This window comes from Vreelandella olivaria (assembly GCF_023507745.1).
Taxonomy (GTDB): Bacteria; Pseudomonadota; Gammaproteobacteria; order Pseudomonadales; family Halomonadaceae; genus Vreelandella; species Vreelandella olivaria_A.
On the sequence record NZ_JALPZO010000052.1, the window covers coordinates 62983 to 76223 of the forward strand.

20 protein-coding genes are annotated in these 13241 nt (G+C 54.6%); 6 read left to right on the forward strand and 14 right to left on the reverse strand.

What is annotated here, in order from left to right:
* Positions 1–12: 12 nt before the first annotated feature.
* Positions 13–1464 carry a catalase gene (locus tag HP566_RS04305; protein ID WP_249976028.1) on the forward strand — a complete coding sequence of 484 codons (1452 nt, stop codon included), beginning with the start codon at positions 13–15 and terminating at the stop codon, positions 1462–1464.
* A 50-nt stretch (positions 1465–1514) separates the two neighbouring features.
* On the opposite strand, the gene dusA is transcribed toward HP566_RS04305, so the two are convergent.
* The gene (gene dusA / locus HP566_RS04310; protein ID WP_425348170.1) at positions 1515–2579 is read right to left on the reverse strand and encodes a tRNA dihydrouridine(20/20a) synthase DusA; all 1065 of its coding nucleotides are present in this window, start codon (positions 2577–2579) and stop codon (positions 1515–1517) included.
* Between the two features lie 103 nt (positions 2580–2682).
* Here dusA and HP566_RS04315 point away from each other — a divergent pair, with 103 nt between their 5' ends.
* Positions 2683–3057, forward strand: a complete 375-nt coding sequence (locus HP566_RS04315) for a hypothetical protein (protein WP_249976029.1) — start codon at positions 2683–2685, stop codon at positions 3055–3057.
* Complete coding sequence (locus HP566_RS04320) at positions 3036–3737, forward strand: tyrosine-type recombinase/integrase (RefSeq protein WP_249976030.1); 702 nt, start codon at positions 3036–3038, stop codon at positions 3735–3737. The genes HP566_RS04315 and HP566_RS04320 overlap by 22 nt, the downstream gene beginning before the upstream one ends.
* A 51-nt stretch (positions 3738–3788) precedes the next feature.
* On the opposite strand, the gene HP566_RS04325 is transcribed toward HP566_RS04320, so the two are convergent.
* The 12 genes from HP566_RS04325 to HP566_RS04380 form a co-directional block, all read right to left on the reverse strand.
* On the reverse strand, positions 3789–4004 hold the full coding sequence (locus HP566_RS04325) for a hypothetical protein (RefSeq protein ID WP_249976031.1): 216 nt from the start codon (positions 4002–4004) through the stop codon (positions 3789–3791).
* Positions 3997–4713 carry an antA/AntB antirepressor family protein gene (locus HP566_RS04330; RefSeq protein WP_249976032.1) on the reverse strand — a complete coding sequence of 239 codons (717 nt, stop codon included), beginning with the start codon at positions 4711–4713 and terminating at the stop codon, positions 3997–3999. The genes HP566_RS04325 and HP566_RS04330 overlap by 8 nt, the downstream gene beginning before the upstream one ends.
* A gap of 90 nt (positions 4714–4803) precedes the next feature.
* Entirely contained in the window at positions 4804–4977 is a 174-nt protein-coding gene (locus HP566_RS21825) for a pyocin activator PrtN family protein (RefSeq protein ID WP_425348172.1), read from the reverse strand.
* Between the two features lie 81 nt (positions 4978–5058).
* Entirely contained in the window at positions 5059–5478 is a 420-nt protein-coding gene (locus HP566_RS04340) for a hypothetical protein (RefSeq protein ID WP_249976034.1), read from the reverse strand.
* A gap of 27 nt (positions 5479–5505) precedes the next feature.
* Entirely contained in the window at positions 5506–5727 is a 222-nt protein-coding gene (locus HP566_RS04345) for a TraR/DksA family transcriptional regulator (protein ID WP_249976035.1), read from the reverse strand.
* A 3-nt stretch (positions 5728–5730) separates the two neighbouring features.
* Positions 5731–6129, reverse strand: coding sequence for a DUF7673 family protein (locus tag HP566_RS04350; protein WP_249976036.1), 399 nt, complete (start codon positions 6127–6129; stop codon positions 5731–5733).
* A gap of 11 nt (positions 6130–6140) precedes the next feature.
* A complete protein-coding gene (locus HP566_RS04355; protein WP_249976037.1) occupies positions 6141–8807 on the reverse strand; it encodes a toprim domain-containing protein in 2667 nt (888 codons plus the stop codon).
* A 161-nt stretch (positions 8808–8968) separates the two neighbouring features.
* On the reverse strand, positions 8969–9253 hold the full coding sequence (locus tag HP566_RS04360; protein ID WP_249976038.1) for an ogr/Delta-like zinc finger family protein: 285 nt from the start codon (positions 9251–9253) through the stop codon (positions 8969–8971).
* On the reverse strand, positions 9253–9447 hold the full coding sequence (locus tag HP566_RS04365; protein WP_249976039.1) for a hypothetical protein: 195 nt from the start codon (positions 9445–9447) through the stop codon (positions 9253–9255). The genes HP566_RS04360 and HP566_RS04365 overlap by 1 nt, the downstream gene beginning before the upstream one ends.
* Positions 9448–9494: 47 nt before the next feature.
* The gene (locus HP566_RS04370) at positions 9495–9695 is read right to left on the reverse strand and encodes a hypothetical protein (RefSeq protein WP_249976040.1); all 201 of its coding nucleotides are present in this window, start codon (positions 9693–9695) and stop codon (positions 9495–9497) included.
* A gap of 34 nt (positions 9696–9729) precedes the next feature.
* The gene (locus tag HP566_RS04375) at positions 9730–9936 is read right to left on the reverse strand and encodes a hypothetical protein (RefSeq protein WP_249976041.1); all 207 of its coding nucleotides are present in this window, start codon (positions 9934–9936) and stop codon (positions 9730–9732) included.
* A gap of 45 nt (positions 9937–9981) precedes the next feature.
* Positions 9982–10308 carry a hypothetical protein gene (locus tag HP566_RS04380; protein ID WP_249976042.1) on the reverse strand — a complete coding sequence of 109 codons (327 nt, stop codon included), beginning with the start codon at positions 10306–10308 and terminating at the stop codon, positions 9982–9984.
* Between the two features lie 112 nt (positions 10309–10420).
* Here HP566_RS04380 and HP566_RS04385 point away from each other — a divergent pair, with 112 nt between their 5' ends.
* Genes HP566_RS04385 through HP566_RS04395 form a run of 3 tightly spaced genes read left to right on the forward strand, consistent with a single transcriptional unit; the run spans position 10421 to position 12442 of the window.
* Positions 10421–11089: an XRE family transcriptional regulator gene (locus HP566_RS04385; protein ID WP_249976043.1), complete on the forward strand. Its 669-nt coding sequence runs from the start codon at positions 10421–10423 to the stop codon at positions 11087–11089.
* A 56-nt stretch (positions 11090–11145) separates the two neighbouring features.
* Positions 11146–12045 (forward strand): DUF6731 family protein, encoded by a 900-nt coding sequence (locus HP566_RS04390; protein WP_249976044.1) that lies wholly within the window; start codon positions 11146–11148, stop codon positions 12043–12045.
* Entirely contained in the window at positions 12008–12442 is a 435-nt protein-coding gene (locus HP566_RS04395) for a hypothetical protein (RefSeq protein WP_249976045.1), read from the forward strand. Before HP566_RS04390 ends, HP566_RS04395 begins: the two co-directional genes overlap by 38 nt.
* On the opposite strand, the gene HP566_RS04400 is transcribed toward HP566_RS04395, so the two are convergent.
* A complete protein-coding gene (locus HP566_RS04400) occupies positions 12431–12973 on the reverse strand; it encodes an HNH endonuclease (RefSeq protein WP_249976046.1) in 543 nt (180 codons plus the stop codon). The genes HP566_RS04395 and HP566_RS04400 overlap by 12 nt on opposite strands.
* Positions 12974–13241 lie beyond the last annotated feature (268 nt).

The following is a 13241-nucleotide window of genomic DNA, read 5'->3' on the forward strand; positions in this document are numbered from 1 at the left end:
GGAGGATGTGTAATGAGCGGTAATACTAAAAATACCACTACGGATGCTGGCATTCCGGTATCCAGCGATGAGCACGCGCTATCTGTCGGCCCTGATGGCCCGATTGTGATGCATGACCACTATTTAATGGAGCAAATGGCGGCTTTTAATCGGGAGATGATTCCTGATCGCCAACCGCATGCTAAAGGTGGCGGTGCCTTTGGTCATTTTGAAGTGACCCACGATGTAAGTAAGTACACGAAAGCCAAATTTCTTCAGCAGGGCGTCAGAACTGATGTGGTGATCCGTTTTTCAACCGTAGCGGGTGAGAGTGGCAGCCCTGATACATGGCGCGACCCTCGCGGTTTTGCGATTAAGTTTTACACGGAGGAAGGCAATTTTGACATGGTGGGCAACAATACCCCCGTGTTCTTCGTTCGTGACCCCATGAAGTTTCAACACTTTATCCATTCGCAAAAACGCCGCGCTGATAACGGCTTGCGCGATCATGATATGCAATGGGATTTCTGGACATTAGTGCCGGAGTCTGCACATCAAGTGACCTGGTTGATGGGGGATCGCGGTGTCCCTGCGACCTGGCGGCATATGAATGGTTATTCCAGCCATACCTATATGTGGGTTAACGCAGAGGGCGAACGGTTTTGGGTGAAATATCACTTTAAGACTGATCAGGGGATTAAGTGCATGACCCAGGAGCAGGCTGACCAGATGGCCGGTTCCGATGCTGATTATCATCGCCGGGATTTGTTCGAAGCGATCAAGCGGGGCGACTATCCCACCTGGACGCTACAAATGCAGATTATGCCTTTCGAAGACGCCAAGACGTATCGCATTAACCCCTTCGACTTAACTAAGGTGTGGCCCCATGATGACTATCCCTTGACTGAAGTGGGTAAACTGACCCTGAACCGAAATCCGACTGACTTCCACAGTGAGATTGAGCAGGCGGCGTTTGAGCCTAACAATATGGTGCCGGGCACCGGGCTTTCTCCCGATAAAATGCTGTTGGCGCGCTCGATTTCCTATGCGGACGCACACCGTGCCCGCTTGGGGGTTAACTACAAGCACATTCCGGTTAATTCGCCCAAGTGCCCTGTGCATAGTTATAGCCAGGGTGGTGCCATGCGTATTCACCACTCTACTGATCCGGTATATGCACCGAACAGTAAAGGAGGGCCAGCAGCAAATCCGCAACGTTATCCGGAGGATACGGTTTGGTCAACGGATGGACAGTTGGTACGCGCCGCCTACACCTTGCGCCAGGATGACGACGACTGGAGTCAAGCCAACGACTTGGTGCGTAAGGTAATGGATGATGCCCAGCGCGACCGGTTGGTGTCCAATGTGGTTGGGCATTTATCCGGTGGTGTCACTAAGCCGGTATTGGAGCGCGCGTTCGAATATTGGCGCAATGTCGACCAGGAAATCGGTGAGCGAATCGAGAAAGGTGTACGGGGCAGCTAAAATCCTCACCCACTCAAAGGATTAAAGTGCCCAGGCAACAGCCCGTCACGTTAAGAGGTGGCGGGCTGTTTTGTTTCCTGGTCATCCGTCGATGGTTCACGTACCAAACTCAGCGCTTCATCATACAGGCGCAGGCCAGCACCCTCTTTATGAGCATGTTCTGATAAGTGGCGGCGAAACCGGCGCCCGCCTGGGCAACCCTGAAACAGCCCCAGCAAATGGCGGGTGATATGGTTCAATTTAGCCCCCTCTTCCAGCCGTTGCTGAAGGTAGGGGCGGAAGGCTGTTGCGGCTTCTAACCGGCTGGCGACAGGCCCTTTCTCACCGAACAGCTGCTCATCCACACCCGCTAGAAGCCACGGGTTTTGATAGGCTTCACGTCCCACCATGACACTGTCTACATGCTTAAGCTGCGCTTGGCACTCGGTAAGGGTTTTAAGTCCACCATTAATACCAATATGGAGTTCTGGGTGGGTCGCTTTTAAACGGTAGACGCGTGGATAGTTAAGCGGCGGTATATCGCGATTCTCCTTGGGCGACAGGCCTTGCAACCACGCTTTGCGGGCATGCACGGTAAACACTTGGCAGCCTGCATCTGCCACGACATCAATAAATCGTGTTAAGTCGACATCTTCATCCTGATCATCAATGCCAATCCGGCACTTAACCGTGACAGGAATCGACACTGCATTCTGCATCTCCCGTACTGCATCAGCCACTTTGTTGGGATGGCCCATCAGACAGGCGCCAATCATATTATTCTGCACGCGGTCGCTTGGGCAGCCCACATTCAGGTTAACTTCATCATAGCCCCAGGCTTCGGCAATCGCTGCACACTCGGCAAGCTCGCCCGCATCGCTGCCACCTAACTGCAAGGCGATAGGGTGCTCAACATCGTTATAGCCCAGGAAGCGCTCGCGGGGTGAGCCATGCAGAATGGCGCCGGTGGTGACCATCTCTGTATAGAGTAGCGCACGTTTGGTTAACGTACGTGCGAACGCACGATAGTCCCGGGTAGTCCAATCCATCATGGGGGCGACGGAGAAAGTCCTATCCAGCGCTGGGCGGGCGGTGCCAGACTTCATGCGGGTTTGAGCGTTTGTGGTATCATTCATAACTGTTCATATTTACAGTGGTTAAGCGGCGTTTTACATGGTTCGTTGGTACATATCTGGTACTTGAGCCGCTTTGAATTTGGTACATCGAGGGGGGGCAAGTATGGTAACGATTCGCAAGCGCCGTAAGAAGGACGGTAGTTTCTCATATCTGGTGCAAATTCGCATTGCCCGCCGTGGGCAACCAGACTACTCAGAGTCGAAAACATTCCCCAAGAAATCGATGGCTGTTGAGTGGGCGAAGCGCCGGGAGTTGGAGCTGGCCGCGCCTGGTGGCGTGCTTACCGCCAAGTGGAAAGGCGTTACTTTACACGATGCGATCAAGCGCTACCTGCATGAATTTGCCGACGGGGCAGGCCGTAGCAAGCGAGCCACCATCGAGCAGCTGCAGCGCTTCCTATTGCCCGCGTCAAGATCACCGAGCTCAGCAGCGAGCAGATCATCGACCACGCCCAGATGCGGCGGCGCAGTGGCATAAAGCCTTCGACCACCGCGCAAGATATCACCTGGCTGGGCATCATCTTAAAAACGGCGGTCGCTGCCTGGCGTATGCCGGTGGACCTGAACGAGTTCGAGTCGGCCAAGCTATTGCTGCGTAGCAAAGGGCTGATAACTCGGCCAGCTTCGCGGGATCGGCGGCCGACGTTGGAGGAGATCGAGCAGCTTCGCGCCTACTTCCAGCGCTCGCAAAAGATCCGGCCGAGCGCGATCATTCCCATGGAAGACATCATGGACTTTGCGATTGCCTCTTCACGCCGCCAGGAGGAGATCACCCGGCTTACCTGGGATGACCTGGATGAAGTGGCCATGACCTGCTGGGTGCGTGACGCCAAGCACCCACGCCAGAAGTGGGGCAACCATAAACGCTTCAAGCTCACCCATGAAGCGATGGCCATCATTCAGCGACAGCCGAGGGCCAAAAGCGAACCGCGTATTTTCCCCTATGCTGCTAAATCGATAGGCACTCGCTTTCGGGCTGCGACGGCCGCCAAAGGCATCGAGGATCTGCGCTTTCACGATCTGCGTCACGAGGCTACGTCACGACTGTTTGAAGCAGGCTATGAGATCGTGGAGGTGCAGCAGTTCACGCTCCACGAAAGCTGGGATGTGCTGAAGCGGTATACCTACTTGAGGCCGGAAAAGCTGCAGTTGCGCTAGCCTTATACCGTTATCTTGAGTATGCTGAAACCGCCCCTAAAGGCGGCATGCTTAGTCAGGGTAGCCATTGCGCTCGCACTTTTTCACTCTGGCACGGCAGTCGGTCAGCTGTTTTTCCAGCTCCTTTATGCGCCTTACCAATACATCCTCTGGCGGCAACTGGTTACTTTCCAGGGCGCGTATACAGGCAGTGAGCCGTTCAATTTCAACGCTTGAGAGGGGGCGTTTGCTGGCTGTAGCCAGGGTTCTTTCAATGATGCTATCCACGTGAGTGCTCCAGTTTGTTTGTGGCGGAGGGGGTGCAGGAAAGCTTACCAACTTCATCGTTTTTCATGAGTGGTTGAGTGGGAATACCCAGTACATTATTAATTTGGCGTAGCTGGCAATGAAGAGTAAAGCGCTCATGTGACCCCTGCGATTGATCTAACTGGCGAGCACATGAGCGACTTTGTTCCTGCAAAATCAATAGGTAGCGCAACTTGGGTGTATCGCCAATCTCTGCGCGTACTTCTTCTAATGGTCGCACGCTGTCCGCCTGCTGTTGCAGCAGTTCAATTGCCTGGCGTTCGCGCTGGATGAAGTAGCGACGCACGCGACGACCCATGGCGTTGTTTTCGATCATGGCCAGCTCTTTGGCCATCTGAACCGTAAGGTGGTACTCAATCCGACCTTGTTGGCCGAAGTTCTCAGCGTAAGTGATTGATTCTAGGGCTCGCCAATTCTGGTGAGCTTCCTCGCCTTCGTAATTGTTTGATTCTAGGGCTTCTTCGCTTTGGGAAACGGTTTTGTGACCTTCGCCGGGCGTCATATCGATAGTGAAAAAGTCCTCACCTTCGACGAAGCCGTATTTCTTAATACGATCTTTGATCCATGTCGAAAAATCGCGTCCCACTTCCAGGAAGGCATGCAGATCGCGGGCGTTGCAAAGCAGCTGCTGATCATTGGCTTGGAAAACGGGGATAAGGCTTTGGTCCATGGCTGGCTCCGTAGTGCGATGTGGATGAAGGGAAGTTAAGGAAATGGTGCAGGCAGGTGGGGCAGAGGTAAAGGCCAGCCGGCGCAACCCTCAATCATTCACTAGCTTCCACTGTTCCCTCGCCTCGGCCCGTTTCTTATCGATGTACTGCGCCAGGTCGATTGCGCTGACCAGCCACGGGCTTTTCTGTGAATCCCCCGCACGGTAAGCCGGTACTGGCAGGGCTTGGGCACCGGCGCGGAAGGCGGCGGTGCGGGGGCTGATACCGGAAGAAGCGCGGGGCGACTTCCTCCAGCGGTAGCTCGGTGCGGCCGTTGAACTCCGCCATCAAGCCAAAGTACGTGTTCATTGTTCTCTCCCTGGGCGCTGCTTCCACACCTGGAGGCGGTGGCGAATGCGGCGGAACGTGGCCGCCGCGGTTGGGTTGTGATCTAACTCAGCCCGGCTTTGGATCTGGCAGGCGGCGCAGAGCCAGTCGCGGGCGTCTTCCTCGTTATGTGTGTCGTCGGGTAATTGGAACTCGGTCATGCGGTGTTTGGCGCGCCGGCGGCGGTCCAGGTAGAGCTGAAAGGCGCTGTCCTGGCAGAGCATGGCGGCTTGCCGTGCCAAGGTACCGCCCTTGATTGGCGATCTTTCTTGTTGGCTCATATCACCCCCCAATATTTCAGTAAGTGCTCCACCGCCAAATACCAGGCATAGGGAAATAGCGTGATCGCAAAGAACGAGGACCAGAACCCCTGCGCAACGATCACCCCAAAGATCCAAAGAAATAGCATTAGCAAATTTCGGATTTCAGCGAACATAGCGCCCCCGTTGTTCACGAATCCCCTGGCATTCGATGCAGGTGGTGGCCCAAGGCGCGGCATTGCGGCGGGCCGGGGGGATCTCATGACCGCAGTCTTCACACTCGGGGCTGGTGGCCATGTCTACGCCAATCCAAATGGGTCGTTTGGCTAGCGCGGCCTCCATGCGGCGTTCCATAAGTTCAGTGGCGATGTCAGCGTTATCTGCCATGGGTTACTGCTCCTCTTGTTTTTCAATGGCAGCAAAGCGCTGCATTAGGTAGTGGCCATCCGGCAGGTATTCGTGCAGCTCACGATCGCTCACGGCTGACCACTCGATTACCGCCAGGGCGGCGCGGCGTAGGTCGTCATCCAGCACCCGCAGGCTGGTTAGGTTCAGTGGCCAGGCGTAGCTGTTGTAAACAGCGAGCAGCACGCGGCGGCAGTGCTGAGGTTGCTGGGTATCGCCCTGGGCGGTCTCGGCCAGTTCCTGCAGGGCTAGCAGGCCAGCTACGGTGACTTTTGTGCTCTGCATCTCGGCTTCGTTTTCAGCGGCGACTTTGGCTTCCAGCGCCTGGCGGTTGCGCTCGCGAATACGCTGAACTACCAGGGGCATACTGGGTTGAGTGGTCATCACAGGCTCCTTCATGCTTGAAACACCCAGCACTTCACGCTGCCGCCGTTAAGGCGGACGCGGGAGTTCACGGTGCGGTTGGAATCGACAAACTTGCGGGTTTTGCTGGTCTTCAAATAACGCTTCAGCTCGCGCAGTTCGGGGGTGCGCAGCTTGTACTCGGCGCAGGTGCGCTCGAAGTCTTTCAGGTTCACGGCGATATGCTCGCTGCCCTTGCCGTAGTGGTTGAGCTGCGGCTCATCGCGCAGGCCTTCGATGTAGTCGAAGGCTTCCCAAAATTCAGCGACCATGGGGTGGTCGGCGTTGATGGACTGCTGACGTTCCCGGGCCATCTGCTTTACATGGCCAAGGGCGATATCCAGGGTTTGCTGGTCGAAGAGACCTAAGCCTTCCGGCCCTAAGCACTCCACCAGGGCCATCAGTTGACCGTGGCACTTGGCGATGCGCAGCACCTTGATATCCGGATCGTCTGCCAGGTGGTCGGCGTAGTGGCGGGCGCGCTGGGTGATTAACGCCATCAAGCTAGCTTCACGCTGGGCAACGTTGAGCGTGAATTGGCTAACGTGTTCGATCTCGCTGCGCTCCAGCGCCTCGGCGAGTGCTTTGGTCTGTTTGTTCTGGCCTTCCCGGGTAAAGTGCAGGTGGCAAATACGCGTCTGGATGGCTTCGCCCGCCTGAACCGGAGCATTCTGGCTGATCACAATGCTGCCGCGAAAGGGCGGTTCGTAGGTGTCGTTGCCGCTGTTCTTTACGCCACGAGCGCGGATCGAGCGGCCGTTAAAGGCGGTTTTTAGCTCGTCCCAATCGAACTGCTTCTGTTTAGCGCCGCCATCCTGCTCCCGGTCGGACTCGATCAATACCACCGGCAGGTTGCTCACCTGGGCGAAGTTGCGCGAACGGGCGGGCATGGTGGCCTTGCTGGGGTCGAAGCCTTCATAGTCGCGCCGACCACACAGTTTCCAGAGAAACTCAATCAGGGTGGATTTACCGGCACCGGCTTCGCCTACAATCTCCAAAAACGGGAAGCTGCCCATTTCGGCGCGGATCTGCTCAGCCAGTAGGCTGCCCAGCCAGTAGCCCAGTGCAATCACGCCACGGGTACCGAAGGCGCCAAGCAGCTGCTGTGTCCATTCAGTATTGAATGCCTTGCGGTCGGGATTGATGTGCAGCGCCACGGATTGGCTCAGGGTTTTCAGCTGGCGGCGTGGGCCGAGCTCGAAAAAGTCTTCGCTGTTGATCGGCACCACCTTGCCACCGGCCACGGCAAGGTCGCCGAACACGTAAGCGCCGTGCTCTTTGCTGTAGCCGATAAAGTCGATGGTCTCGACGGTTTTGATATTGCCGATTTGATCCTGCAGCAGGCTATCCAGCTGTTGGCTGGTACCTGTCCACACTGCGCCGGGGGCAACGCCCAGCAGGCGCTTTTTGTACTCAGAGGCCGAGGCCAACTGGCCGCCGCTGAAAGTGTTCTTAATGGGCGGGCGGCCGTCGGGAAATTCCACGCGGTAGTAGTACCAGCTCTCATCAGTCACCGCGTTAGCCTGGTAGTAGAGCGCCGTGGGGAAGCAGGTACAGATCCGCTTTACGCTGCCGGATTGCTCCAGGGCAGCATCGCGCATGGCCGGGTCGATCTGCTGCTGGTTGGCACCGTCCATCCCCTCGGCGCGCATGGCGCGGTCGAAAGCATCCATATCCAACTTCCACCACCACAGCTGGCGTTTGAACTCGAACCAGAACTCCCGCTGCTCGCGGCGCTTGTAGATCAACAGCGCCTTGGCCATGGCCGTGGGAGCCAGCAGCAGGTCGCCGTGATAGCGGTAGGTTTCCTGGTGTTTCTCGGTCAGTTCGCCGCGCTGGTGGGCATCGTTCCAGTCGTGGTCACCGTTGGGAATCTGTGCCGCGTCACAATCCCAGCCTGCCGCACGGGCGCGCCTTACATGCTTGTGAATGGCGTTGTGGCCAGCGCGGTTGTTATCCAGCGCCCACACCAGGGTGGGGCGGCTGGTACCTGCTTGGTGGGCAGCATCCGATAGTGCGTTTAAGGCTTCATCCGGGTAGTTGCCGCAGCTCATGGCGGACACCGCCGCGATGCCGTGGTGGTAGAGGGCGATCGCATCGAAGATGCCCTCTACAATCCACACTTCCTCGGCTGCGACCAGATCCGCTGCGGTGAGCGCAGGCGGGCACCACCACTGGCCTTTATAGCGGCCAGCGAAATTGGCCTTTTGTTTGCCGAAGCGCTCCGGGTTATCTAGCAGGCGCTCCCAGTAAGCGCCGCCGGGCAGGGCGAAACGCACAGTCGCGGAGCCACCGATCTCAGGCTTCCAGTAACTCTCCTGGGTGTACCAGCCTTCAATGCGAGTAAGCTCAAAGCCGCGACCGTCGCGCAGGTAGCCATCGGCCACCGGTGTTTGAGAGGTGGGCTTTTCGCCCACCTTGGTGCTGTAGCGCTCGCTCCAGGAACGGAACAGATCCGGGAACAACGCTTTTACGTGGATTTGTGCGCCACAGTTGTTTTCCCGCCCGCACTTCAGCATCCACGGCGCATCGGCGTTGATGTACGCCTCGCGCTTACCGCACGCCGGGCAGCGCACCCGTTGCAGGTAGGGGCCGCGCTCAATCGCCTCAAAATCGCTGATTAAGCGCGCAACAATGTCCTGGCGCAGCGATGAATTCACGCTCGCCTCCTTATTCAACAAATGGATGGGGCTGGGCTTGGGCTTAGCCCACGGCACCGGTTGGGCCGTGGGTGCCCCCTTTCGGCCGGGCATAACACACAGGCCGAAAGGGGCGTTGTGGCCGCGGGGGCCGGGGGTGATGGACAGCTCTCTGCATCGTCTTAACCCTCATAACGTTCGTCGTTGGCGGCTGGGCGGGTGATGTCCGACTGCATCTGCTGAAGCAGGCGCGGGGCGTAGGGCAGGTTCACCCGCATGTTCGGGATATCGCTGGGGGTCAGGGTGTTGGTGACCTCGATACCCGCCTTGCCCCTAAAGCCGCATTCAGCGTTGCGGCACTCCACTACTGCTTCGCGGTACACCGGTGTTAGCCCCTGGCTTTTGCGAATGCGCATGTTTTGGCCGCAGTGGGGGCAGGGCATACGGTGCTTGGAAGCGTTCGACATCAATTGTTTCTCCCAACGGGGTAAAGGGCGCGGCCACGGCCGGTCATCCGGTAGCCGCCGATCCGAACGCCACGCGACAGCAAGTACTCGATGGCGGCCTCGTCGGAATCCAACCCTTCTTTTGCACGAACCCGCCGGAGCATGGTTTCTAGCTCTGCATCCATCGTGATATCCGTTCGCCTATCTCTGGGCATGCGTCACCTTTTCAGGGGGTTGAACAAGGGTTTAATAAGGGACGGTTTTACCCCGCGCGCTTCCCCATACTGTTTTCGTGCCAATCGCCCAGGCCAACCAACTCGCGTGCTTGATTCATAATCATTTCCCGCATGAGCGCGGCCTTGCTCATGCCGTACAGATTGGCGTGAGCGGTGATAACAGCGTCTTCGTACTCATCCAGGTAAACGCTTTTCTTGGTGCGGAGGCGCTTAGTGTCCTGATACATGAGGGGTTTCCTTATGCAGTGTGAGAAGCGTGGGTCATTCGGCACTGAGGGTGTCTTGGTCGTATTGAGCGATACCGCGCAGCAGCAACATGCGGGCAGTAGCCGACATGGAGCGCATTTTCAGCTGTTTAATGCGCTTCAGCTCTTCCCGTTCGCTTTCCGTGATATGAACCATGATTGGGCAGTTACACCCCTTAGGGGCATAAATTGGCTTTGGGGTAATGGTGTTAGCGGTGGCCATGGGTTAGGCTTCCTTTATAGAGTGAAAGACTTTGCACGTAGTGGCTTAGCGCTCGTACAAGCGCACCAGCTTGCGCTGCAGGAAGTGCTCATCCATGTGGGTGCGCAGTTCGCACAGGGCGTCTTCTACCTGCTCAAACGGCGTGTTTTGGGCCAGCATCGTGGCAGCGAGTTGGCTTACCGCCTGGGCAGTGGCGCGTTCTTCCAGCGCTTCCAGGTCGGCCAGTGGGTTGGGCTTCTCGGTACCCTGGGTAAGCGCCGTTTCAATGGCGCGGCGGGTACGCGGCGAACAGCGGTCGAGCTCCACCTCGACCCCGCGGAACAGGGTGGTGGGGGAAGGCGGTACAAAGATCGTGGCAATAATGGTGACCATGGCAGTGGCTCCTGAGTGATCCAAATGGATTGTTTTGAATGTCTTTCAGAGTGTTGGTGATTCAAGTGATGGATTCATTTGGATTACCTATCAAGCGGAGTAAGGGATCTAAATGGATTCTATTGGTGGCAGGCTACGTGAAGAGCGGGAACGCTTAGGGCTAACTCAGACTGAGCTTGGCGATAAGGCGGGTATCACTAAAAACACGCAGCGCCTGTATGAAACCGACCAGCGCAGCCCTAAAGCCGACTATTTGCAGGCCTTACACCAAGCCGGTGTAGATACGCATTACGTGCTGACGGGGGATCGCCCAGGCACGGCTAATGCACAGCCGCTAGGGCTGCCAGCTATCGAACCAGGGCCGGATCTCTCACCAGTGAAGGTGTACGACATTGAAGCGGCAGCGGGCGCTGGCCGTAGCTTTGAAGGCGAACCGATTAAGACCACGCTGTACTTTTCCAGTGCAGAACTGGCCGAACAGGGGCTAGACCCTGCCCAAGTGGTGGGCATTAAGGTGCGCGGTGATTCGATGGACGGCACCCTGGCGGATGGCGATTGGATACTGGTGGATCGCAGTAACCGCGACCCCAAACAGGAAGGCGTGTTTTTGCTGTTGGTGAGTGGGGAGCGACGGATTAAACGGGTGCAGAGGTTAGCGGGTGGGGCGCTGTACTTGATTAGCGATAACGACCATTACCAGCCTGAGGTGATCAAGCCGCAGGATATGCATGATGTGGAGATTCTGGGGCGGTGTGAGATTCGGATTGGGCGGGTTGTGTGAGTGTGGGTTGTTAGGTAGTAAATAGTTAGTTTTATAATTATTAATAGGGTTTTTTTATGCATGATACAAACTACGATAGAAAAAGCTTTAATCTTGATTTCTTTTCCGGACTCCATCATTCAGAGGACTCCGATTTTTGCATTTTTTCTATCTTGGCAGAGATTGGCGAGCTTGATGTGACACCACATTATAGACTTGGCTCTTTTGATTATCAGTTGAGATCTTTGCTCCAGTCAGGAAATACGATTAAAGGTGTGTTAGCTAAGTTTAGAACCTCTGATTTGCCACATGCCGGTAGCCCTGATGGTACTGAACGTGAGCTTGGCTTAGAGGCTTCGGAGGGGTTGATTGAAAAAAATCACTTTATCGTTAAAAAAGATAAGTGTGTGATAGTTTTTCAAAGAAATGGCCATGCGGCACGAGTGGGAAGGTTGTCAGAGTATTTAACTTGTTATACCGGTGAAACAATAGTATTTAACCCTATTCTCCAAAAAGATTCTGTCGAACGATTGTTGGATGATAATCTAAAGCCCATTAGCTTAGAGCTCTCATACGCTACACCTACAAACCCTGATCTTTTCCCCGAAGATGACTGGGGGAAAAAAATGGCTATGCTTTCAGATATGGCAAATGGCTCCCGTATCAGGGTTTCCTTAAGCGCTGATCGTCGATCTTCAGATTCTGATAAACATTCTTTAACGAAGCGCATAAAGGATTCTGTTGCCGCTTTGGCCAATGATCGTAGAACCACTGTCGCCAGAGTTAAATTAACTGATGATGTTTACGATTACCCAATTGACCTGATTGCAGATAGAATGACAACAGATAAAGGCGTTGAAATGCGTGGAAGGTATCCTGTTCTCGATTCTATGTTTTCCGCTTTGCAGGAAGCATACAGTGAGCGGAAAGGAGATATAAATGAAATTTTTGGAGAGCAGGGTCGCCGTCTTACTTAGTGTTTTTGTAGCTATTGGTGCTGGTTATTTGACTTATGATTCTCTAAAGGTTTATGAGGATGTAAGACTAACAGCCACTACTTTTGCCACAATTAGCGCGACCTTGTTTGGCTTCTTAATGACATCTCTATCAATTCTTATCGCTATATCTGATAGAGATTTCATAAGAAATTTACGGCTAACAGGCCATTACAAGGTGCTAGTGTCTCAGCTTTTTTCTACTGCTGGGATGCTTTTGATTTCCGCAATATTAGCTCTTTGTGGTCATGTTGTTGCTGATGAGTTTTATAAGAATTTGATTATATCCTCGGCATCTTCAATGTTGGTTTTTTCTTTATTTTCTTTTGTGTTGGCGGGCGCAAAATTTAAGAAAGTTATATTGTTATTAATAAAATGATGTTGCTGTTAAATTTTGAGTGACTATTTTTTGCAGCTGTTCAATTGTTAACCAAGGCCGCTTGGCATGCACCATACGGTGGCAGTTAGCGCAGAGTAAAGCCAAGTCGCTTAGCTTGGTTTTGCCTATAGCGTCTAGCGTGTGGAGCGGCCGAGTATGGTGGCACTCAATAAAGCCTTCCCCATGTGCCCCATATACCTCGGTAAAGTCAAAGCTGCAGGCTTCACAGGCGAGCTTACCTGACTCTTTCAACACCTTCGCTTTCTTCTTTTTGACGAGAGCGCGATTACGTTCTTTGCTTTTATGAAGGCGCGTTAGGGTACGACCTTCGCTGGCTTCTTCATCGTCGCTCACATCTATCTTCGCGTTCGTTTGCCCAGTTGAAAGCACTTCACGAATTGCAGCAGCTGTTTGTCTAAGTCTGGGGCGGTCGTAAGCAAATTCTTCCCATATTTCACGGTCTAGTTTTCCGCCAGCCGCAAGCCCACTAGGCCTATCGGGATCAATGTACTGTAAGTTGGCAATTTTCATCGTAATACTATTTGCCGAGCGATAATTTTCTTGCCTAGATTCATTTTCTAATGGAGGTATGGCCGCTAATAGTTGGCTAAGTTCTTGTATAGCAGGCTCATCAGTACTGTTTTGACGTGGTTCTAGCTGAAAATATAAATCTAACGAGGCTGTAGAAAAACCCGATTTCGAGTCGTCTCCACCGCCTCTCGTCCTAATTTACTTACTCAGCCAGTCATCTGGCTGAGTCATCTTAATATCGGCATTTAGCCACTTGAGCGCCCAGCTA